General features: G+C 35.6%; 21 protein-coding genes. 18 read left to right on the top strand and 3 right to left on the bottom strand.

Annotated elements, in window-relative coordinates; all coding sequences use genetic code 11:
• Nucleotides 1-48 precede the first annotated feature (48 nt).
• Nucleotides 49-1,107, top strand: a complete 1,059-nt coding sequence (gene recA, locus NH288_RS06310) for a recombinase RecA (RefSeq protein WP_106459961.1) — start codon at nucleotides 49-51, stop codon at nucleotides 1,105-1,107.
• 45 nt (nucleotides 1,108-1,152) lie between these two features.
• On the opposite strand, the gene NH288_RS06305 is transcribed toward recA, so the two are convergent.
• A complete protein-coding gene (locus NH288_RS06305; protein ID WP_265213981.1) occupies nucleotides 1,153-2,187 on the bottom strand; it encodes a DNA polymerase IV in 1,035 nt (344 codons plus the stop codon).
• A gap of 71 nt (nucleotides 2,188-2,258) precedes the next feature.
• Here NH288_RS06305 and NH288_RS06300 point away from each other — a divergent pair, with 71 nt between their 5' ends.
• The 11 genes from NH288_RS06300 to NH288_RS06250 all read left to right on the top strand — a co-directional run bounded on the left by NH288_RS06300 (nucleotide 2,259) and on the right by NH288_RS06250 (nucleotide 12,583).
• Entirely contained in the window at nucleotides 2,259-2,507 is a 249-nt protein-coding gene (locus tag NH288_RS06300) for an RNA-binding S4 domain-containing protein (protein ID WP_106459963.1), read from the top strand.
• Nucleotides 2,497-2,988 carry an FtsB family cell division protein gene (locus NH288_RS06295; RefSeq protein WP_265213980.1) on the top strand — a complete coding sequence of 164 codons (492 nt, stop codon included), beginning with the start codon at nucleotides 2,497-2,499 and terminating at the stop codon, nucleotides 2,986-2,988. The genes NH288_RS06300 and NH288_RS06295 overlap by 11 nt, the downstream gene beginning before the upstream one ends.
• A complete protein-coding gene (gene tilS / locus NH288_RS06290; RefSeq protein ID WP_265213978.1) occupies nucleotides 2,972-4,333 on the top strand; it encodes a tRNA lysidine(34) synthetase TilS in 1,362 nt (453 codons plus the stop codon). The genes NH288_RS06295 and tilS overlap by 17 nt, the downstream gene beginning before the upstream one ends.
• A complete protein-coding gene (gene hpt / locus NH288_RS06285) occupies nucleotides 4,323-4,892 on the top strand; it encodes a hypoxanthine phosphoribosyltransferase (protein WP_265213976.1) in 570 nt (189 codons plus the stop codon). Before tilS ends, hpt begins: the two co-directional genes overlap by 11 nt.
• Nucleotides 4,893-4,931: 39 nt before the next feature.
• Nucleotides 4,932-5,423, top strand: a complete 492-nt coding sequence (locus NH288_RS06280) for a DUF986 family protein (RefSeq protein ID WP_106459967.1) — start codon at nucleotides 4,932-4,934, stop codon at nucleotides 5,421-5,423.
• 61 nt (nucleotides 5,424-5,484) lie between these two features.
• Nucleotides 5,485-6,276 carry a type III pantothenate kinase gene (locus tag NH288_RS06275; protein ID WP_106459968.1) on the top strand — a complete coding sequence of 264 codons (792 nt, stop codon included), beginning with the start codon at nucleotides 5,485-5,487 and terminating at the stop codon, nucleotides 6,274-6,276.
• Complete coding sequence (dusB, locus tag NH288_RS06270; RefSeq protein ID WP_265213973.1) at nucleotides 6,254-7,252, top strand: tRNA dihydrouridine synthase DusB; 999 nt, start codon at nucleotides 6,254-6,256, stop codon at nucleotides 7,250-7,252. Before NH288_RS06275 ends, dusB begins: the two co-directional genes overlap by 23 nt.
• A complete protein-coding gene (gene greA, locus NH288_RS06265; protein WP_106459970.1) occupies nucleotides 7,221-7,694 on the top strand; it encodes a transcription elongation factor GreA in 474 nt (157 codons plus the stop codon). Before dusB ends, greA begins: the two co-directional genes overlap by 32 nt.
• Before the next feature lie 9 nt (nucleotides 7,695-7,703).
• Nucleotides 7,704-9,593, top strand: a complete 1,890-nt coding sequence (gene lysS / locus NH288_RS06260) for a lysine--tRNA ligase (RefSeq protein WP_265213970.1) — start codon at nucleotides 7,704-7,706, stop codon at nucleotides 9,591-9,593.
• A 51-nt stretch (nucleotides 9,594-9,644) separates the two neighbouring features.
• Nucleotides 9,645-10,961, top strand: coding sequence for a sodium-dependent transporter (locus NH288_RS06255; protein WP_265213968.1), 1,317 nt, complete (start codon nucleotides 9,645-9,647; stop codon nucleotides 10,959-10,961).
• A gap of 8 nt (nucleotides 10,962-10,969) precedes the next feature.
• Nucleotides 10,970-12,583 carry an alpha-amylase family glycosyl hydrolase gene (locus NH288_RS06250; protein WP_265213965.1) on the top strand — a complete coding sequence of 538 codons (1,614 nt, stop codon included), beginning with the start codon at nucleotides 10,970-10,972 and terminating at the stop codon, nucleotides 12,581-12,583.
• 40 nt (nucleotides 12,584-12,623) lie between these two features.
• On the opposite strand, the gene NH288_RS06245 is transcribed toward NH288_RS06250, so the two are convergent.
• Nucleotides 12,624-13,526: a diacylglycerol/lipid kinase family protein gene (locus NH288_RS06245; RefSeq protein ID WP_265213963.1), complete on the bottom strand. Its 903-nt coding sequence runs from the start codon at nucleotides 13,524-13,526 to the stop codon at nucleotides 12,624-12,626.
• A 149-nt stretch (nucleotides 13,527-13,675) separates the two neighbouring features.
• Between NH288_RS06245 and NH288_RS06240 the strand changes: the two genes are divergently transcribed.
• The 4 genes from NH288_RS06240 to NH288_RS06225 are packed head-to-tail and all read left to right on the top strand — an operon-like array spanning nucleotide 13,676 to nucleotide 17,467.
• Nucleotides 13,676-14,743 (top strand): siderophore ABC transporter substrate-binding protein, encoded by a 1,068-nt coding sequence (locus NH288_RS06240; RefSeq protein WP_265213962.1) that lies wholly within the window; start codon nucleotides 13,676-13,678, stop codon nucleotides 14,741-14,743.
• 2 nt (nucleotides 14,744-14,745) lie between these two features.
• Nucleotides 14,746-15,717 carry an ABC transporter permease gene (locus NH288_RS06235; protein ID WP_106460010.1) on the top strand — a complete coding sequence of 324 codons (972 nt, stop codon included), beginning with the start codon at nucleotides 14,746-14,748 and terminating at the stop codon, nucleotides 15,715-15,717.
• Nucleotides 15,718-15,719: 2 nt separating this feature from the next.
• A complete protein-coding gene (locus tag NH288_RS06230; protein WP_106460011.1) occupies nucleotides 15,720-16,715 on the top strand; it encodes an iron chelate uptake ABC transporter family permease subunit in 996 nt (331 codons plus the stop codon).
• Nucleotides 16,712-17,467 (top strand): ABC transporter ATP-binding protein, encoded by a 756-nt coding sequence (locus NH288_RS06225; protein ID WP_106460012.1) that lies wholly within the window; start codon nucleotides 16,712-16,714, stop codon nucleotides 17,465-17,467. Before NH288_RS06230 ends, NH288_RS06225 begins: the two co-directional genes overlap by 4 nt.
• A 44-nt stretch (nucleotides 17,468-17,511) precedes the next feature.
• On the opposite strand, the gene NH288_RS06220 is transcribed toward NH288_RS06225, so the two are convergent.
• A complete protein-coding gene (locus tag NH288_RS06220; protein WP_265213958.1) occupies nucleotides 17,512-17,874 on the bottom strand; it encodes a PaaI family thioesterase in 363 nt (120 codons plus the stop codon).
• A 110-nt stretch (nucleotides 17,875-17,984) separates the two neighbouring features.
• Here NH288_RS06220 and NH288_RS06215 point away from each other — a divergent pair, with 110 nt between their 5' ends.
• Together NH288_RS06215 and NH288_RS06210 are read left to right on the top strand one after the other, a co-directional pair.
• Nucleotides 17,985-19,289, top strand: a complete 1,305-nt coding sequence (locus NH288_RS06215) for a CapA family protein (protein ID WP_265213956.1) — start codon at nucleotides 17,985-17,987, stop codon at nucleotides 19,287-19,289.
• Complete coding sequence (locus NH288_RS06210) at nucleotides 19,289-19,846, top strand: phosphatase PAP2 family protein (RefSeq protein WP_265213954.1); 558 nt, start codon at nucleotides 19,289-19,291, stop codon at nucleotides 19,844-19,846. The genes NH288_RS06215 and NH288_RS06210 overlap by 1 nt, the downstream gene beginning before the upstream one ends.
• The last annotated feature ends 27 nt before the right edge of the window (nucleotides 19,847-19,873 follow it).

The raw sequence follows: 19,873 nt of genomic DNA, 5'->3' as shown, positions 1-19,873 counted from the left end.
GTATATAATAGTACTAACGATTAGACATTTAATGTATAAGGAGAAAATATGGATAAAGAAAAACAAAAAGCCCTGGACCAAGCTTTTAAGCAAATAGAGAAAAAATACGGAAAAGGTTCTGTAATGAAGATGGGAGATGCTCCTAAGATTGAAATTGAAGCAATACCAACTGGAGCTATCAACCTTGATATAGGTCTTGGCATAGGTGGTCTTCCACGTGGTAGGGTAATAGAAATCTATGGACCAGAATCATCTGGTAAGACAACCCTAGCCCTTCACGTAATAGCTGAAGCTCAAAAGCTTGGTGATACTTGTGCCTTTGTCGATGCTGAACATGCTCTAGATGCGGAATATGCCGCAAATCTTGGTGTAGATATAGACAATCTTATCATGAGTCAGCCAGATACAGGTGAGGCAGGACTTGATATAGCTGAAAGTCTTGTAAGAAGTGGGGCGGTTGGCCTAATTGTAATAGACTCTGTAGCAGCTCTAGTACCAAAGGCAGAAATCGAAGGAGAAATGGGAGATAGCCATATGGGTCTACAAGCTAGACTTATGAGCCAGGCCCTAAGAAGACTAACAGGTATTATTGCTAAATCAAACACTACAGTTATCTTTATTAACCAATTAAGAGAAAAAATTGGTGTAATGTTTGGAAGTCCTGAGACAACAACAGGTGGTCGTGCCCTTAAATTCTATTCTTCAGTAAGACTTGATATAAGAAGGATAAAAACAATCACTGAGGGAGATAATTCAATTGGTTCTCGTACAAGGGTAAAAATTGTTAAAAACAAGGTAGCACCACCATTTAAGGTAGTAGAATTTGATATAATGTATGGTAAGGGAATCTCCAAAGAAGGAGTACTCCTAGATACTGCGGTAGATTTAGATATAATTGACAAGGCAGGATCATGGTTCTCCTACGGTGACCAAAAACTTGGACAAGGTAGGGAAAATGTAAAGAAAATGCTAGAAGATGATCCAGAATTTGCCAAAGAAATCGATGCTAAGGTAAGAGCGGCATTCAAAAAGGACGCAAAAGCTGAAGACTCATCAGAAGAAGCCGAAGAAGATAAACAAGAATCATTACTTGAAGATAAAGAATAAAAGAAAAAGCCAAGTCATCCACAAGATGGATTAGACTTGGTTTTTTTATAAAAAGGTAAGTTGGTCAATATCCCTATCCGATAAATTTGAAAGGGAAATACCGATAAGCCTTAGGTATTCACCTTCAAAAACCTCATCAAAAAGACTTATCGCTTCATTGTAAATATCACTTGCCTTATAAATGGGCTCCTGAAGTGTATAAGACCTGGTTCTATTTTTAAAATACTCATCCTTAAGTTTGATAGAAACTGTCTTTGCTTGGATTTTCTTATCATCCATCTCTTTTTCAATGAGCCTTGCAATCCTTTCTAGATAGGATTTAAGGAGGGCCTTATCATTGGTATTCTTACTTAGGGTCCTCTCCTTACCAATTGACTTTCTAAGTCTTGAAACTTCAATTGGTCTGTCATCAATACCTCTAATTACATGATAAATATAATCCCCACCCTTGCCAAAAAGGTCTTCTAAAAAGATCCTATCAAGTTTTAGAAGGTCACAAACCTTATAAATCCCAATTTGATTAAGCTTGGAAGCTGCTTTCTTACCAATGCCGTGGACCTTTCCAACAGCAAGGTCTGGTAAAATCCTATCAGCTTCTTCTTTATCAATATACTTTATTCCAAAAGGTTTATTCCAATCAGAACCGAGCTTGGCAAGAAACTTATTATAGGAAATACCGATGGAAATTGGAATGCCAGTCTTATCTATGATTTCCTTTTGTAAGTCCTTGGCAAAGGAAATTGGGTCATCCAAATAAATTTGTATATAGGCCTCGTCTATTGAAACTTGCTCGTAGATTCTAGAATAGGACCTAATTATGCCAAAGACTTCTCTGGACTTTTCCCTGTAATAATCATGGTCAACAGGAACAATCTTAAGGTCAGGACAGAGGTCCCTTGTAATAAAAACAGGCATAGCAGAGTGGATGCCATATTTCCTTGCCATGTAATTGGCAGTCGTAATAATAGACTTATTTGTAAGGCCACCCACAGCCATAGGAATATTTTTAAGTTTTGGATTTCTAAGCTCCTCGCAGGATGCGTAAAAAGCATCGCAGTCGATGTGAAATATGTACTTCATACCTATACTATACTAATTTTTGGCTAAATACCTATTATTGAATAAGATATAAGAAAAAGTACAGTTATGTTATGAGAGTAGATAAATTTTTAAAGAATTCAAGAATAATTAAAAGAAGACAAGTAGCAAAAGAAGCTTGTGAAAACGAGAGAGTAAAGATTAACGATAAAATAGCAAAGCCAGGCAGCGAGGTAGAAATAGGCGATATAATTGAAATAACCTTCGGTAAATCTGTCTTAAAGGCAAAAGTTCTAAGCCTGATAGAAGGGGCTAAGAAAAATAATGCTGAGAGCATGTATGAGGTAATAGATGGCGAATAATATGAGAAAGGCTAGGAAAAATTCCTACCTTAAGCAAAGAGGCAAGAAGAATAAGAGGTTTTTGCTAACAGCCTTTGGTCTTGTGATTTTTTCTGTAATTGGCTTTTATTTTTTAAATTCAAATTTAAATGCTGATATGAATAAACTCGACCAAGATATAGTTTCTAGTAAGAAAAAGCTTGAAAATGTCAAAAAAGAAATCGATAGCCTAAATAAAGACTACGAAAATAGGAATACTGACCAATTTAAGGAAAAAGTCGCCAAGGAAAAACTAGGTATGGTCAAGAAATCTGAAGTCAAGGAAGAAAATTCAGGCGTAATCAATAAAATTGATCAAAATGATAATAAAGAAGGTCAAGAAAATAACGAAAAAGTAGAAAATCCTGACCAAGGACAGGGCGTAGATCCTAATAATGAAGTAGAAAGCCAAGAAAATACAGAAACCAAAGAGAATACAGAAACAAATGAAAATGGAAGATAGGTTTTTAGAAACTATTAGAAAACATCAGCTAATAGAAAAAGGTGACACGATAATTGTTGGAGCAAGCGGTGGACCAGATAGTCAATTTTTAATCTATATGCTAGATAAACTTAGAAAAGAAATTGACTTTGACATAGTCCTTGCCCATCTTAACCACCTCCATAGGAAAGAGGCTGCAAAGGATGAAGACCTTGTAAGAAATACAGCAAAAAATCTTGGCCTTAAATTTTTCTCAGAAGCAAGGTCTATGGATGATTTAGCAAAGAAAGAGAAAATTTCATCAGAAGATGCAGGTCGCAGGCTGAGATATGATTTTTTTAACCGCTTAGCAGGAAAATTTCCGCATTCAAAGATTGCAGTTGCCCATAATAAGGATGACCAGGCAGAAACTGTCCTTATGAGGATAGTAAGGGGAACAGGCATAGATGGCTTAAAGGCCATGGCTTATAGGTCTGGAAATATTATAAGACCAATTCTAGATATTAAGAAGAAAGATATCTTAACTTATTTAGGTAAAAATAACATCCCCTACGCAATAGACCACACCAATTTTGAAGCTGACTACACTAGAAATAAGATAAGGCTAGAAGTAATACCTCTTCTAGAGGAGATAAATCCTAGATTTATTGACCAAGCAGCAAGACTAAGTGACCTTGCCAAGGATGACCTTACAATCATAGATGATACTATAGGAGAGATTTTTGATAAAATATGTGATAGGTCAGTTAGGGCAATAAAATTTAGAAAAAATGATTTTGAAAGTTTTAGAAAGCCCTACCAAAATAGGCTCATAAGACTTGGGATTGAAAAGTTAAAAGGGACTATCAAGGATATTTCAAAAGATAATATAGATGAATTTTTATCTCTAATTACTCTTGCCAATGGCAAGGAAATAATAAAGGATGATCTAAGGTTTAGAAAGTCTTACGACTATTATATTTTAGAAGATGCCAAGGACTTTAAAAATGAAAGCGTCTATGATTTATACGCCGAAGATGAGATTGACTTTGATGGTAAAATCATAAAATCAAGTATAATTAATAGTAAGACTTACACAAGGGATAGATCAAAGGCTTACTTTGATTATGATAAGCTTAAATTTCCCCTAAAAGTTAGAACTAGGCGAAATGGCGATAAGTTTATCCCCTTAGGAAGTAAATCTAATAAGAAGCTTAAGGACTTTTTTATCGACCAAAAGATAGATAGGGCTAAAAGAGATAGGCTGCCAATAATTTTATCGGATGATAAGATTATATGGATAACAGGTCTAAGGATGAGCGGAGAATTTAGGGTCACAGACCTTACGAGCAAAATACTACAAATCGAGGTATATGATGAAGATTGACAGCAATGATCTTATAGAGAAAGTACTTATTGATGAAGAAAGTTTGAACAAAAAGATAAGAAAATTAGCTAATACTCTAAATGAACATTACGCAGACAAGGACGAATTGATTTTAGTTTGCATCCTCAAAGGATCAGTGATGTTTGTAAGCGAGCTAGCTAAATATCTAAATGTAGAATGTAAGATGGAATTTATGTCAGTTTCATCCTATGCTGACAATACCTATTCTTCAGGCAACGTTAAAATCTTAATGGATTTAGACATGGATATAAAGGATAAGGAAGTACTTATTATAGAAGATATAATAGATACTGGCTACACCCTAAAGAAGGTCAAGGAGAACTTACTTCAAAGAGGTCCAAAGGATTTAAAGATTATAACACTTTTAGACAAACCTGAAAGACGCGAGGTGGATTTAAAACCAGATTGGTTTGGCTTTAAGATACCAAATGAATTTGTAGTAGGTTTTGGTCTTGACTATAACCAATTATATAGGAATCTTCCTTATATAGGCGTAGTTAAAAGATCAGTATACGAAGACATAGAAGAGATGAAATAGGTCGCTTGGCCTATTTTATTTTGAAAGAAAGGAGAATATATGGGAAGTTTTGACAATATGATACTAATTTTATACGGGGTAATAACTGTATTTTTTATCTATAGGATTTTTAAGCAACAAAGAGATAAAAAACACCTTGGGAGTGATATAAAGTCCTTCAAAAGACCAATATCAAGCATGGAAGCAATTTTATTTTCCATTCTAATTGTAACAGCTATTGTTAATTTATATCAAGGTTATAAGGTTTCAAACAAAAACTCCATGATGGTAGCATCCATAATGATAGTTCTTGCTCTAGTATTTGCAATTTATTCAACCACAAAGCTTTATATAGCAGATAACGGTATGCTCATAAATACAGGCTTTGTAAGCTTTAAAGAACTTAAAAAATGGGGCTTTGACCAAGAAAGAGGAGACCTTGTTATGGCTATCAAAAAAGATGGCAATACAAATAGGGAATCCACAAAGGTAAGAAAAGAAGATATAGAAGAGATAAACGACCTAATAAGAAAGCATAAATTAGGCAAATAATCTTGAAAAAACGTCTAAAAACCGTATCATATAAGAGTTAAACAAGTAAAAAGGGGATTATATGTTACTGGTTATAGATATTGGCAACACAAACACTGTAATAGGTGTCTATGATGATGAAAATTTAAAGGCTAGATTTAGAGTGGCAACTGACTTGAAAAGCACCAGCGATCAATTAGTTGCTACTTTATTTAATATGTTTATGATTCATGGCTTTGATATAAAAAATATCAACGACACAATCATATCATGTGTAGTACCAGATGTGCTCTACAATTGGCAATCTGCAAATAGGAAGCTATTTGATAAGGAAGCTAAGGTAGTAGATCATACTACCTACACAGGAATTAGCATAGCCTACGAAAATCCAACAGAAGTTGGAGCTGACAGGATAGTAGATGCTGTAGCAGCCTATGAAAAATACGGCGGTCCATCCATCGTAGTGGATATGGGTACAGCCATAACCTTAGATGTTATAACAGGTGATGGTAAGTATCTTGGTGGATCAATTGCCCCTGGCATAAGGATTGCCCAAGATGGATTATTTGGAAAAACAGCTAAGCTACCCAAAATAGAGCTTAAACAACCAACCACAGCCATCACAGAATCAACATCAGAAGCCATCAACGCAGGAATTGTAATAGGTTATATAGGAATGATTGATAAGTTAATAGAGACAATAGAAGATGAAATCATAGAAAGACTTGGCATTAAAAGAGAAGATATCAACGTCATAGCTACTGGTGGATTTTCAGAATTAATTTCTCAATCAAGTAAATATATAGAAACCATAGAACCAGATTTGATGCTTGAAGGGCTTAAAATAATCTATGACAGAAATATTAACAGATAAAAAAATAATGCTAGCTCCTCTGGCAGGAGTCACAGATACAGCCTTTAGGATAATATGTGAAAGGCATGGGGCAGATAAGACCTTTACTGAAATGGTATCAGTCAATGCCCTAGTCTATGACAACAAGGCCACAGAGGATATCATGTATATATCAGATTTAGAAAAAAAGGCCAATATCCAAATATTTGGTTCTGATATAGACAAGATAAAAAAAGTAGTTGAGGAAAAAATAAATCCCCTTAAAAATATTGAGGAAATATCCTTTAATATGGGCTGCCCAGCTCCAAAGATTTTTAATAATGGCGAAGGGTCAGCCCTTCTAAAAGATCCTAGAAAAGTTTATCAGATTACAAAGGCACTTAAAGAAGCAACTGATAAGAAGATAAATATCAAATATAGGCTTGGCGTAGATGATGACCATATAAATTATCTAGAAAATGGTAAGGCCATGGAAGAGGCAGGAGCTGACTATCTAATCCTTCATGGAAGGACTAGGAAGGCCATGTATTCAGGAAAGGCCGACTGGCATGCTATTGGAAAGCTTAAAGAAGCTGTAAAAATACCGGTAATTGCAAATGGTGACTGCTTCAGCGTAGAAGATTTTATAGAAATTATTAATACAACAAAGGCTGATGGGGTCATGCTTGCCAGAGGTGCAATGGGTAATCCGTTTATATTTTCTTATATAAAAGACTATATAAAAACTGGTTCTTACACAAAAGCAAGTTTTGATGATATAATAAATCAGATAAAAGACCACTACGAACTTGCCCTAAGATTTAAGGATGAAAGACTTGTAATAAATCAAATGCGCAAGCATGTTGGCTGGTATATAAAAGGCCTATATGAGTCTTGCGAATACAGAGATAGGGTAAATAAGATATGTACAAGCAAGGAAATTTTTGACCTGCTTGACGAATATAAAGAAAAATTAGGTGAATATAATGACAGAGAAAAAAGAAGTAATATTAACTAAAGAAAAATTAGAAAAATTAGAAGATGAACTAGAGTATTTAAAAACCAAAAAGCGTCCAGAAATGGCAGAAAAAATCAAGATTGCTAGAAGCTTTGGAGACCTTTCAGAAAATGCTGACTACGATGAAGCAAAAAATGAACAGGGTGAAGTAGAATCTAGGATAATGAAAATTGAGGATATGATCAGAAATGCCAAAACTATCGAAGTAGTAGAAAACTCTGATATAGTTGGAGTCGGAAATACTGTAAGGCTTTTTGATGAAGAATTTGAAGAAGAAGTAGAATACAAGATAGTAGGAACAGCTGAATCAAATCCTCTTGAAGGATATATTTCAAACGAATCACCAGTTGGAGAAGCTATTATTGGCCATAAGGTTGGCGATAGGGTAGAAGTTGAAACTCCAAATGGTAAAATGTATTTTGTAATTAAAGGTATTAAATAAGGAGAGAAAATGGCTGATAACACACAAGATTTAAATGAAATGCTTCAGATCAGAAGAGAAAAGCTCCATGATCTAAAAGAAGAGGGCAAAGACCCACACAGAATAGTAAATTTTAAAAACAGAACAGACTCAAAAGAAATCAAGGATAACTTTGATAAATATGAAGATCAAACTGTAAGAGTAGCCGGTAGAATTCTTGCCAAAAGAGGCCACGGAAACATGAGCTTTATGGATGTGCAAGATGAATCTGGCAGAATTCAAGTAGTAAATAGAAAAAATGTTATCGGCGATGACTTCAAATATGTCAAAAAATACGATATCGGTGATATAATCGGTGTTGAAGGAAAGGTATTTAAAACCAACCAAGGTGAAATATCAATAGAAGTAGCAAAAAGCGACCTTTTAACCAAGGCCCTACAAATGCTACCAGAAAAATGGCACGGCCTAAAGGACCCAGATTTAAGATATAGACAAAGATATGTAGACCTAATAGTAAATCCTGAAGTAAAGGATGTATTCATGCAAAGGTCAAAAATCATATCAGCAATCAGAGAATTCTTAGATAATAGGGGCTTCTTAGAGGTTGAAACTCCAATCTTAAACACAATTGCAGGTGGAGCTACAGCTCGTCCATTTATCACCCACCACAACACTCTAGATATAGATATGTACCTAAGAATAGCAAACGAACTTTACCTAAAAAGACTTATCGTTGGTGGCTTTGATAGGGTATATGAAATAGGCAGGATGTTTAGAAACGAAGGAATGGATGCAACCCATAACCCTGAATATACCGCTATGGAATTATACCAAGCCTACGGCGACTATGAAGACATGATGGAAATCACCGAAAATATGGTTGAATTCATTGCTAAAAAGGTAAAGGGCACAACTGTTGTTGAATTTGATGGCCACGAAATTGAGCTAAAGGCTCCATGGAAGAGAATTCCTATGATAGAAGCTGTCAAAGAATATTCTGGTGTAGACTTTAACGAAATAAAAACTGACGAAGAAGCAATAGCTATCGCCAAGGAAAAGGGTGTAGAAGTCAAGGAAACAAGGGGAGAAATTATAGCAGAATTCTTCGATGCTTATGTAGAAGAAAACCTAATCCAACCTACTTTCATAACCGACTATCCAGTAGAAATCTCACCACTAGCTAAGAGAAAAAATGACGACAGAAGCCTAACTTACAGGTTTGAGGCCTTTATTTCTGGAGCAGAAATAGGCAACGCATTCTCAGAGCTAAATGATGCTGAAGACCAAAAGGAAAGATTCCTAGACCAAGTTAGAAAAAGAGAAGCTGGCGATGATGAAGCCCAAATGATGGACTATGACTTCGTAAATGCCCTAGAAGTAGGACTTCCTCCAACAGGTGGACTTGGAATTGGTATCGACAGACTAATAATGATCTTAACAGGCCAACACTCAATTAGAGACGTCCTACTATTCCCAACAATGAAGCCACTTGGTCTTGAAAAAACAGAAAATAAAGCAAGCCAAGAAGCTCCTAAGATTAAACTTGACCTATCAAAGGTAAAGGTAGAGCCATTATTTGAAGAAGATGTTGATTTTGAAACATTTTCTAAATCAGACTTTAGGGTTGTAAAGGTTAAATCTTGTGAAGAAGTTCCAAAGTCTAAAAAACTTCTAAAATTCACCCTAAATGACGGTACAGGAGAAGATAGGGTAATCCTATCAGGAATTAAAAATAACTATAGCGCAGAAGAATTAGTAGGCAAGACCCTACTTGCTATAACAAACCTTCCACCTAGAAAAATGATGGGTGAAGAGTCTTGTGGTATGCTTTTATCAGCTATATGTGAATACGATGGCGAGGAATTATTAAATCTAATAATGCTTGACCCATCAATACCAGCTGGAGCAAAAATATATTAATATGAAAGGTGCCGCTTTGTCGGCACTTTTTTTAAAAATTATGGAGTAATTATGGAAAAAAGAAACGAATTTACAAATTCCTGGGGCTTTGTCATGGCCTGCGTGGGCTCTGCTGTAGGCCTTGCCAATGTTTGGGCCTTTCCCTATCAACTTGGAGCAAATGGTGGCCTAGCATTTTTAATACCTTATTTGATATTCATATTTTTATTTGGCAGGGTAGGCCTCGCAGCAGAAAATGCTATAGGAAGAAAATATAAGTCAGGCCCAATGGTTGTTTACAAAGAAGCCTTCAAGGAAAGAAATATGGAAGGCTTTGGCAAAATTATAAGATGGCTACCTATGATTGGTGTAACCCTCCTTGCAGTAGGTTATGCGGTAGTAATAACCTATGTCCTAAAGGCCCTTATAGATACAATTAGCGGTAATCTTTTCGCTATGGATAGCCAGGCTTGGTTTGAAAGCATATCTACAAGTGACTTTAGACTTGTAGGTGTCCACTTGATTCTATTAATAATGGTTTATTTCACCCTAGCTTATGAGACAAAGGGAATAGAGAAGACTAATAAGTTGATGATGCCATTATTCTTTGTTTTATTTTTAGTTTTGGTAGTTAGGGTGGCCTTCCTAGATGGGGCAAGCGATGGTTATAAGTTTATCTTTACTTTGGATAAGGCAAAGCTTTTTGAAGTTAAAACCTGGGTAGCAGCAATGGGTCAAGCTTTCTTTTCCCTATCCCTTGTTGGAACTGTAATGGTTGTTTATGGATCATATCTTCCAGATAGGGAAGATGTAGTAAAAGCATCAACAACTACATCAGCTTTTGATACCCTAGCTGCTATGCTAAGTGCTTTTGTTATGATACCAGCATCCTTTGCCTATGGACTTTCACCAGAAGCAGGTCCAAAGCTTTTATTTATAGTATTACCTGAAGCCCTAAGACAGATGCCTCTTGGCAGAGTCTTTGCCTTAATTTTATTTGTGGCTATAGTCTTTGCAGGAATTTCTTCTATCCAGTCAATGATAGAAACAGTGGCAGAGGCGATTGTCTTCTCCTTTCCAAAATTAAAGAGAAACCTAGTCCTAATTGCTTTGATAGTAATAATCTACTTAGGAGGAATCTTCCTCCATCCAATAAGCAAATGGGGTCCATGGATGGATGTCATAACAATCTACATTCTGCCAATAAGCGGGATAATTGGGGCCATAACATGGTTTTGGGTAATCAAAAAAGATGAACTTTTGGCAGAAGTAAACAAAAATTATCCAAATAAATATGGAAATATTTGGTACAATCTTGGAAGATTTTTATATGTTCCACTTGCAATTATCCTATGCTTCATTGCAATAAGATATCATATTTCATTCTAGGAGGGGCAGTGAAAAAAATATTTTTTAGGCTATCGAGTATATTTTTAGCCTTAATTTTAATATTAGCACCTAAGTCTTTTGCAGAAGAAAATAAGAAAAATTCAGACTGGGAAGAAGAAATTATCTATATGATAATGACCGATAGGTTTTTTGATGGAGATGAATCTAATAACAATCCAGCTAATGTAGAAGGGTCCTTTGATAAAGAGCACTTAGAAGCCTATCATGGTGGTGATTTTAAAGGAATAATAGAAAAAATTCCCTATCTAAGAGATCTTGGAATTACGACCTTGTGGATCACACCGATTGTAAAAAATATCGATTCAAACATGATGGCAGATAGGGGTGGCAAGCAATTTGCTTACCACGGCTATTGGGCAGAAGATTTTACTAAGCTTGACCCACATTTGGGTAGTGAAGATGATTTTAAAAACTTAATCGATGCCCTCCATGATAATGGCATAAAGCTAATGGTAGATGTAGTAATCAATCATTCAGGTTATGGAACTAAAAACCAAGGACCATTTACCGGTATGCACAGGGAAAAAAGCGGGGCTGGTGATATAGAAACAGAACTTGCTGGTCTGCCAGATTTTAAAACAGAAGATAAGAGCGTTAGAGATAAGATAATTGCCTGGCAAGTTGATTGGCTAAAAAATATAAAGACTGCAAAGGGAAATGGAATCGACTATTTTAGGGTCGATACAGTTAAGCATGTAGACTACGAGGCTATGAAGGATTTCAAGGCTGAGGCTCGTAAAGCTAAGCCAGATATAAAAATGATAGGGGAAAATTTTGGGGCTTCTATTTTAAAGGATGGAGGATATCTAGACCCAAGTATGATGGATTCCCTCTTAGACTTTGAATTTAAAGACCTAGCAAAAGATTTTGTCCGTGGCAAAATTTCTGAAACAGAAAATAGACTTGCAAAAAGAAATTCAGAGATAAGCCAAGATAGGCAAATGGGCCAATTCTTATCATCCCACGATGAAGATGGGTTTTTAAAAGTAAGACTAGGTGGGGATGTAGGCAAATTTTTAGTAGCTTCATCCTTACAACTTACAGCCAAGGGCCAACCTGTCATATATTATGGTGAAGAAATTGGCCAATCAGGCAAAAAGGATAATTTTGACAAGGGCGTATTTAGCGAAAATAGGTATGACTTTGACTGGTCAAAGATAGAAAATAACCCAATCCTAGACCACTATCAGAAATTAATTGCAATAAGGAAGACATATCCAGAAATTTTTGCAAGAGGCGATAGGAAAAGCCTATATATGGATGATACTGTATCTGTTTTTGCTAGGAGCCTAGGAGATAGTGAGTTAATTATCGGCCTAAATACTAGTGATGAGGAAAAAACTATTAGCTTTGACCTAAAATCTGATGAAGACTTATATGACCTGTATAATCAGAAAAAAGTTAAGCTAAGCGGCAATAAAGTGACCTTAAAAATTCCTTCAAGAGATAATGGGGGAACGGCAATACTTTTCAAAGAATCAAGACTGCCAGAAGATTTCAAAACAAAATCTAGTTTTGAGTCTAATTTGTATTGGCTTTTAGGTCTTGGCTTTATAATTCTTATACTTATATATATTTTAAGAAGCAAAAAGTCTAAATAATAAAAAGCTTATCAATCTCAATTTGAGATGATAAGCTTTTTTAATTAAAATAAACCCAATTAATGGCCTTTGGTAGGACTTCAAAGTCAATTTCCTTGGCCCTAAAAATTTCGCCATCGGCATTGGCAATAAATTCCTTAGGAGAAATGATTTTACCCTTTGTAACCTCAATTTCCCTGAGATATTTACTAGCTTGGTGGCGACCTTTTTTATACTTTAAAATCATGCTAGGAAGCTTTGGAAGTGGTATTTTATCAGCTAAGATAAGGTTTAAGTAACCATCATCTATTTTAGCCTCAGGAGCAGGGTTAAAACCTGAACCATAATAGGATCCATTGCATAGGGCAGAAATTAAATACTCACCAGATATTTCAAAATGTGAACCGTCTTTTAATTCTAATTTAAAGCTTAAGTTCTCGTAGTTTAGATCTATAAGACTTGCAAGTGTAGCTTTTAGGTAGGCTTTCTTTCCTAGTTTTGGCTTCTTGTCCAAATATTCATAAGCTTTTTCCAAAACCTGGGTATCAAAGCCAATGCTTGTTACATTTATAGAATAAAAGTCATTCACTTTAATCAAATCTATAGGCTTAATCCTAAAATCTAAGAGGTCAGTAAGCTTAAAGGAATCATAATCAAAATTTTTGGCAAAATCATTGCCTGTGCCCATTGGAATAAGGCCGATAGCCATATTCTTGCCATAGGCTACATTGACAAGCTCATTAAGAGACCCATCCCCACCGCAAATTATGACAACTTTCTCGTCATAATCCAGGCTATCAAAGGCATCTATCAGATATTTGGTGTGGTTCTTGTATCTTGTGTTAACAACCTCAATTTCTGATAGCCTTTTGACCCTCCTAAAGGTATTTTCTATATCTTCTTTTTTTATGTCAAATTCAGTTTTACCTGCCTTTGAGTTAATAATAAATAAAATCTTTCTCATAATAAATCCTAAGATGACTATACTAATAATTTTAGATTATAAAAGCTATTTTATAATGCGAATAAGAATCATTTTCAAAATATATTTGACTTTAAAATTTTCTTATGCTAAGATTATGATATCAATAATCAATTTCATAAGGAGATATAATGAAGAACAAATTACTTATTGCGATGTTATTAGCATCAATTAGCCTTTCGGCATGTGGAAATGGAGCTGAGAAAGAAGCTCCAAAGGAAGAAGCAGCTCAAACTGAACAACAAGCTCAGCCAGAAGAAGCTGCTAAGGATGAGAACAAAGAAGAAGCTAAAGATACAGCTTCAGATTCTGCTACAGTTAAAATAAAAGATTTGACTGGCGAAGTCGAAGTAAAGAAAAACCCTAAAAAGGTAGTAGCTCTTGACAATAGAACATTTGAAACACTTGAAGAATGGGGAATTACACCAGTAGCTGCTCCAAAACCAATTATGCCAGCTACAAGCGGCTTTGTTAAAAACGATGAAATCCAAGATATTGGAAACCACAAAGAGCCAAACCTTGAAGTAATTGCTGCAGCTGACCCAGATTTAATTATAGTTGGACAAAGATTTGGTAAATATACAGAAGAGCTTAAAAAGCTTTGCCCAAATGCTGATGTTATCGATTTAAACTGGGATGTGAGTGATAAGGCGGCAAATCCTGGCGAAAACTTAGTTAATGGTTTTAAAGATTCTCTAGAATCTCTTGGCAAAATATTTGATAAGGAAGATGAAGCAAAGGCCCTTATAGAAAAACTAGACAAATCTATATCAGAAGCTAAGGAAGCCTACAAGGAAGGCACTGTAATGTCTGTAGTAGTAAGTGGTGGAGAAATCGGATACTCTGCTCCAGGTTTTGGTAGGGTTTGGGGTCCACTATATGAAATTCTCGGCCTAAAACCTGCTATAGAAGTAGAAAATTCATCAACAGACCACAAGGGAGATGACATATCTGTAGAGGCCATAGCTCAGTCTAATCCAGCTTACCTCCTAGTCCTTGATAGGGATGCTGCTGTTACTAAGGAAGGTGAAGAATCAACCCCTGCTAAGGATGTTATAGAAGGAAGCGAAGCCTTAAAATCAACAGACGCTATTAAAAATTCTAAGGTATACTATGCACCTGCTGATACCTACACAAACGAATCTCCTCAAACTTTCATAAAAATATTTGAAGGCCTTAAGGAATTATTTTCTAAATAAGTATGAAAAGTCAAAAAACTAGTCATAAAAAATTAATAGATAAGAATTTAATTTTTCTCTTACTTTTGGTTTTTGGACTGGCAATATTATCCATTTTTACAGGGGCCTATAATATTAGGGAAAACCCTGAAGGATGGAAGATGATATTTATAACAAGGATACCAAGGACCCTTAGCCTCATGCTAACAGGCCTTGCCATGAGTATGGCAGGAGTGGTGATGCAGCTTATAAGTCAAAACAAGCTTGTAGAGCCAACTACAACAGGCACCATAGAGTGGGCTGGGCTTGGTCTTATCCTTGCCTATATTTTAGTCCCTTCAGCTAGTCTTTTTATAAGAACAAGCTTTTCAATCATATTTGCCTTTATAGGATCGATGGTATTCTTTCTCCTTTTAAGAAATATTAAGTTCAAATCGTCATTGTTCGTTCCGATAATAGGCATTATGATGGGGGCGGTTGTATCTGCAATTTCTACCTTTGTAGCCCTAGAATTTGATATGATGCAATCTCTTGAAGTATGGTTTGCTGGATCTTTTGCACCAATGCAAAAAGGAAGATATGAATACTTATACCTTATTATAATAATATCGGTTATTATTTACATTTATGCTGACAAGCTAACCCTAGCAGGCCTTGGAGAGGCAGTATCAACCAATCTAGGCCTTAATTATAAGAGGATAATCCTAGTTGGAAATGTTTTAATATCCCTAGCTACAGGTCTTGTGGCAAGTGTAGTTGGAAATGTTCCCTTCCTTGGGATAATAATTCCAAACTTGGTATCAATCTATAGGGGAGATAATCTTAGGGAGAATTTGCCATATATTGCCCTGATTTCCATGCTTGTTATAATCATAGCAGACCTCATATCTAGGACAATAATCGCGCCTTTTGAAGTACCAGTTTCTCTTATTCTGGGAAGTTTGGGATCTATTTCATTTTTAATCCTCTTGTTTAGAAAGAAAGTGGGTAGTTAAATATGAATCAAATATCTTTTAGACAAAGCAAGGATAAAACAAGATATTTCCTTATCTTAGCTTTTTTAATTTGCCTTACACTTTTAAACATTTATGGACTGTTAACCTACAATAACCCGGTGCCAATTGATTCCCCATCATTTTTGCCAGTTGTAAAAAGAAGACAAAATTCAATAATTGCTATGCTTATAGCAGCAACTTGCCAAGCCCTAGCAACCTTGATTTTTCAATCTGTTACCAATAATAAAATCATAACTCCATCACTTCTTGGCTTTGAGGCTATTTACTCAACAATAAATACTTCCACTATGTACTTTTTAGGAGTTACAGCTTTTACAGCCATGACAGGTATGACCTACTACATAAGTCAGATACTTATAATGGTAATAGTGAGTGTGGCTTTATTTTCAAGCATCTTAAGCTCAAATAGAAATATTGACTTCCTTCTTCTAGTAGGAATTATTTTAGGCCAAGGCCTAAGGTCTATTTCAGCTTTTATGAGAAGGCTCTTAAGTCCATCTGAGTTTGATGTTCTTCAAGCTAAGCTCTTTGCTTCCGTAAATAATGCTGATTCATCATATTTTTTAGTTTCAGCTATAATCGTATTTATTGTAGCTTTTATAATTTTTGCCAATGCTAAGAAGCTTGATGTTTTAAGCCTAGGAGAGGCGGTTTCAACTAATTTAGGCCTTGATTATAAAAAGTCAACAATACTAGCCTTGATAGTAGTATCAATCCTCATGAGTGTGTCAACAGCCCTAATTGGGCCAATGAATTTCTTTGGCTTTTTGGTGGTAAGTTTAACCTATGAGTTTTGCAAGTCCTATAACCATAAATATTTGTTAGTTATGGCCCTGGTCTTTGCCTATTTTATAATCACTCTTGCATATTTTGTAATGAATCATATTTTCAATGCAAATGGAGTGGTATCAATACTTATAGAGCTAGTAGGTGGATTATTCTTCTTGTTAGTAATCTTTAGAAGGAGGAGCGAATGATTGAAGTAAAAAATGTAGAAAAAATATATGGAAGTGAGACTAAGATAGGTCCTATTAATTTTACGATTAAGGAAGGCGGCCTAAATTCTATAATAGGTCCAAATGGTGCAGGTAAGTCTACAACCCTGCTTATGATAGGAAGGCTCCTTGATATGGACCTAGGGAGTATAAATATAGGTGGCATGGATGTTTGTACTTGTCATAGCGGCGAGCTTGCCAAGATTTTATCCATCCTAAGGCAAGAAAATCACTTCACAGCTAAACTTACCGTACGTCAGCTAATCTCCTTTGGGAGGTATCCATATTCAAAGGGTAGGCTTACCGTTAAAGATATGGAGATAATCGATCAATATATAGATTTTCTGGACCTAAAAGGTCTAGAACACAGGTATCTTGATGAGCTATCAGGCGGTCAAAGGCAAAGGGCCTACGTAGCTATGGTTTTAGCTCAAGATACCAAGTATGTCTTACTAGATGAACCCTTAAATAACCTGGATGTTGCAAGAAGTGTATCGATGATGAAATACCTAAGAAAAGCCTGCGATGAGTTTAACAGGACAATTTTATTGGTTATCCACGATATAAACTTTGCAGCAGCTTATTCAGATAGGATACTAGCCATGAAAGATGGCAAGCTAGTTTTATCTGGAAGCGTTGATGAAATAATGAAAGCAGATGTTTTAACAGAAATATTTGATACAGACATAAGCGTTTTAGATTCAGCAAAAGGAAAAATTGCAGTATATAATTAAAGGCCAGGCCTTTTGATAAAAATCTTATCATGGGCCTAGCCTTTTTATCTTTTTTTAGTTACAGCAAACTCAGTCCTAGTGGTGGCTGCAATTTTCTCGTCATCTCCATAAACTGTACAATCTACAGTTATAATTCTTTTACCCTTTTTAAGAATTTCTGCCTTAGCATAGATATATTTACTTTCAATAATTGGCCTTAAAAAGTGAGTGGTCATCGAAAGAGTAGGGGCCACCATTCCAAAAGAATTGGCAAGGTCACCTGATGCATTATCAGCAAGGGTCATTATAACTCCACCATGGATTGCACCTATCTTATTTAAGTAATCCTCCTTGAAGGGAATTCTTAAAATAAGACAACTTTCATCTATAATTTTTTTCTCCATATCAAAATAATCACTAAAACTCATAAAAACTCCTTTATTCTACCCTATAATTATATTGTAATTAGAATAACTTTCATCAACAAATAATAAGTGATTAATACTAGTAAATAGTATAGTGTATATAAGGAGAGTTTATGAAGAAGAAATATTTATCATTTATTTTAACATTATTAAGTCTAGTAGTTTTTGTAGGATGTGGATCAAAAAACGATGCGAATGAAAATAAAAACACCGATGTGGCTGATCTAATAAACAATTTGAACAAGGCAGAAGAAAATCAAAAGATAGAAGAAGAGGCTAAAAAACTTGCCCCAAAAGAAATAGAAGCTTCTAAAAGAGCTGAAAAATCTGTCGAAGAAAAAGAAGCAAGTTCAAAGGAAAAAAAGTCGGACATTAAAAAGGTAAAAATCAAGGCCGTTGGGGACATAATGGCCCACCTTGCCCAAATCCAATATGCCTATAACAGAGGTGGTGGATCTTATGATTTTTCTAAGTCTTTTGAATATGTATCTGATTTTATTAAAGATTCAGACCTAGCAATAGGAAATTACGAGACAACAACAAATCCGAACCAGCCTTATGCAGGCTTTCCTAGATTTAATTCACCAGAATCCTTCCTTACAGCTATTAAAGATGCTGGCTTTGATGTAGTTACAACTGCCAATAATCATTCCATGGATACAGAACTTGAGGGAGTATTTTCAACCATGGATGCTGTAGAAGATGCAGGTCTTTCTTATGTGGGAAGCATGAGGGATGAGTCAGAAAAAATCCTAACTAAGAAGATAAATGGTATAAGAATTGCCATCCTTGCCTACACCTATGGTTGTAATGGTAGGGAAAATCTTATAGTACCAAGGGAAGAAGTAGAAAATTTAAACTACCTAACAGACGAGACCCAGGTAAAAGAAGATATCAAAAAGGCCAAGGCCCAGGGAGCCGACTTTGTAATAGTCTATCCACACTGGGGAGTGGAATATCATTCATATCCTGTAGATACTCAGATAAAGCTAGGCAGAAACATGATAGAATGGGGAGCAGACCTAGTAATAGGCAACCACCCACACGTAGTAGAGCCAGTTGAGCTTTACAAGGCAGAAGATGGAAGAGAAGGCCTAATAGCCTACGCCCTAGGTAATTTCATTTCCTTCCAAAGCCTGGAAAATAACAAAGACATCAGGGTAGAACAAGCCCTAGCTTTAGAGATAGAACTTCAAAAGGACCTAAATAGCGGAGATAAAAAAATCTCAGATGTAAGCTTCCACCCACTTTGGGTAGGAACGACCTATGATGATTTTGGCAGAAACGTACAAACCTACCTAGCAGAAGACTTCTTAGATGGTGGAAAATACTACGATTATGTAAATGAGAACCAAAGAGCAAGGATAAAACAAGCCTACGACATGACCCTAGAGACGGCAAACACAGGAGTAGAATGATGGAAAATTTTGAAATAGGAATATTAAATGCCATCCAAGGGTTAAGAAGTGGTCTCTTAGATAAATTTATGGTCACCGTCTCATCTTTGGGAAATTTATCACTTATTTGGATAAGCTTTATAATAATATTTTTGGCAGCAAGGGATTTAAAAAAACAAGGCAAGATAATGATCCTTGCCTTTATCCTAAATCTTTTAATAGTTAATATCTTAGTTAAAAATATCGTAGCAAGGCCAAGACCCTACGAAGTGACAGGCTTTAGTGATCTCTTAGTCCACAAGCTATCAGACAATTCCTTCCCATCAGGTCACACATCCTACGCCTTCACCTTTGCGACAATAATAAGCCTTCTAAATAAGTCAAGACTCCTAAAAACCTACACAAATATCCTAGCAGTCCTAATAGCCTTCTCAAGACTCTATCTATACGTCCACTTCCCAACAGACGTCCTAGCAGGAGCACTAATAGGCATGGGTATAGGAATCCTAGCCATAAAAATATATGAAAGTCAAAAATATAAGCAAATAAAAGAAAAATATAATTTACATTGGGCCTAAAATGTGATATAATAATTTGGTAAGCAT

Source organism: Anaerococcus sp. NML200537, from assembly GCF_026131715.1.
Classification (GTDB): Bacteria; Bacillota; Clostridia; order Tissierellales; family Peptoniphilaceae; genus Anaerococcus; species Anaerococcus kampingae.
Note: the sequence above shows the minus strand (reverse complement) of the source record. Positions and strands in the feature narration are given on the sequence as shown.

Bases quoted from the DNA above. Each gene is read 5' to 3' on its own strand.
- NH288_RS06245 (WP_265213963.1), bottom strand. From the start codon at position 13,526: ATGAGAAAGATTTTATTTATTATTAACTCAAAGGCAGGTAAAACTGAA.
- tilS (WP_265213978.1), top strand. From the start codon at position 2,972: ATGAAAATGGAAGATAGGTTTTTAGAAACTATTAGAAAACATCAGCTA.
- greA (WP_106459970.1), top strand. From the start codon at position 7,221: ATGACAGAGAAAAAAGAAGTAATATTAACTAAAGAAAAATTAGAAAAA.
- NH288_RS06300 (WP_106459963.1), top strand. From the start codon at position 2,259: ATGAGAGTAGATAAATTTTTAAAGAATTCAAGAATAATTAAAAGAAGA.
- hpt (WP_265213976.1), top strand. From the start codon at position 4,323: ATGAAGATTGACAGCAATGATCTTATAGAGAAAGTACTTATTGATGAA.
- NH288_RS06275 (WP_106459968.1), top strand. From the start codon at position 5,485: ATGTTACTGGTTATAGATATTGGCAACACAAACACTGTAATAGGTGTC.
- NH288_RS06305 (WP_265213981.1), bottom strand. From the start codon at position 2,187: ATGAAGTACATATTTCACATCGACTGCGATGCTTTTTACGCATCCTGC.
- NH288_RS06210 (WP_265213954.1), top strand. From the start codon at position 19,289: ATGGAAAATTTTGAAATAGGAATATTAAATGCCATCCAAGGGTTAAGA.
- NH288_RS06235 (WP_106460010.1), top strand. From the start codon at position 14,746: ATGAAAAGTCAAAAAACTAGTCATAAAAAATTAATAGATAAGAATTTA.
- NH288_RS06230 (WP_106460011.1), top strand. From the start codon at position 15,720: ATGAATCAAATATCTTTTAGACAAAGCAAGGATAAAACAAGATATTTC.
- NH288_RS06220 (WP_265213958.1), bottom strand. From the start codon at position 17,874: ATGAGTTTTAGTGATTATTTTGATATGGAGAAAAAAATTATAGATGAA.
- NH288_RS06215 (WP_265213956.1), top strand. From the start codon at position 17,985: ATGAAGAAGAAATATTTATCATTTATTTTAACATTATTAAGTCTAGTA.
- NH288_RS06225 (WP_106460012.1), top strand. From the start codon at position 16,712: ATGATTGAAGTAAAAAATGTAGAAAAAATATATGGAAGTGAGACTAAG.
- NH288_RS06240 (WP_265213962.1), top strand. From the start codon at position 13,676: ATGAAGAACAAATTACTTATTGCGATGTTATTAGCATCAATTAGCCTT.
- dusB (WP_265213973.1), top strand. From the start codon at position 6,254: ATGACAGAAATATTAACAGATAAAAAAATAATGCTAGCTCCTCTGGCA.
- lysS (WP_265213970.1), top strand. From the start codon at position 7,704: ATGGCTGATAACACACAAGATTTAAATGAAATGCTTCAGATCAGAAGA.
- NH288_RS06255 (WP_265213968.1), top strand. From the start codon at position 9,645: ATGGAAAAAAGAAACGAATTTACAAATTCCTGGGGCTTTGTCATGGCC.
- NH288_RS06280 (WP_106459967.1), top strand. From the start codon at position 4,932: ATGGGAAGTTTTGACAATATGATACTAATTTTATACGGGGTAATAACT.
- recA (WP_106459961.1), top strand. From the start codon at position 49: ATGGATAAAGAAAAACAAAAAGCCCTGGACCAAGCTTTTAAGCAAATA.
- NH288_RS06295 (WP_265213980.1), top strand. From the start codon at position 2,497: ATGGCGAATAATATGAGAAAGGCTAGGAAAAATTCCTACCTTAAGCAA.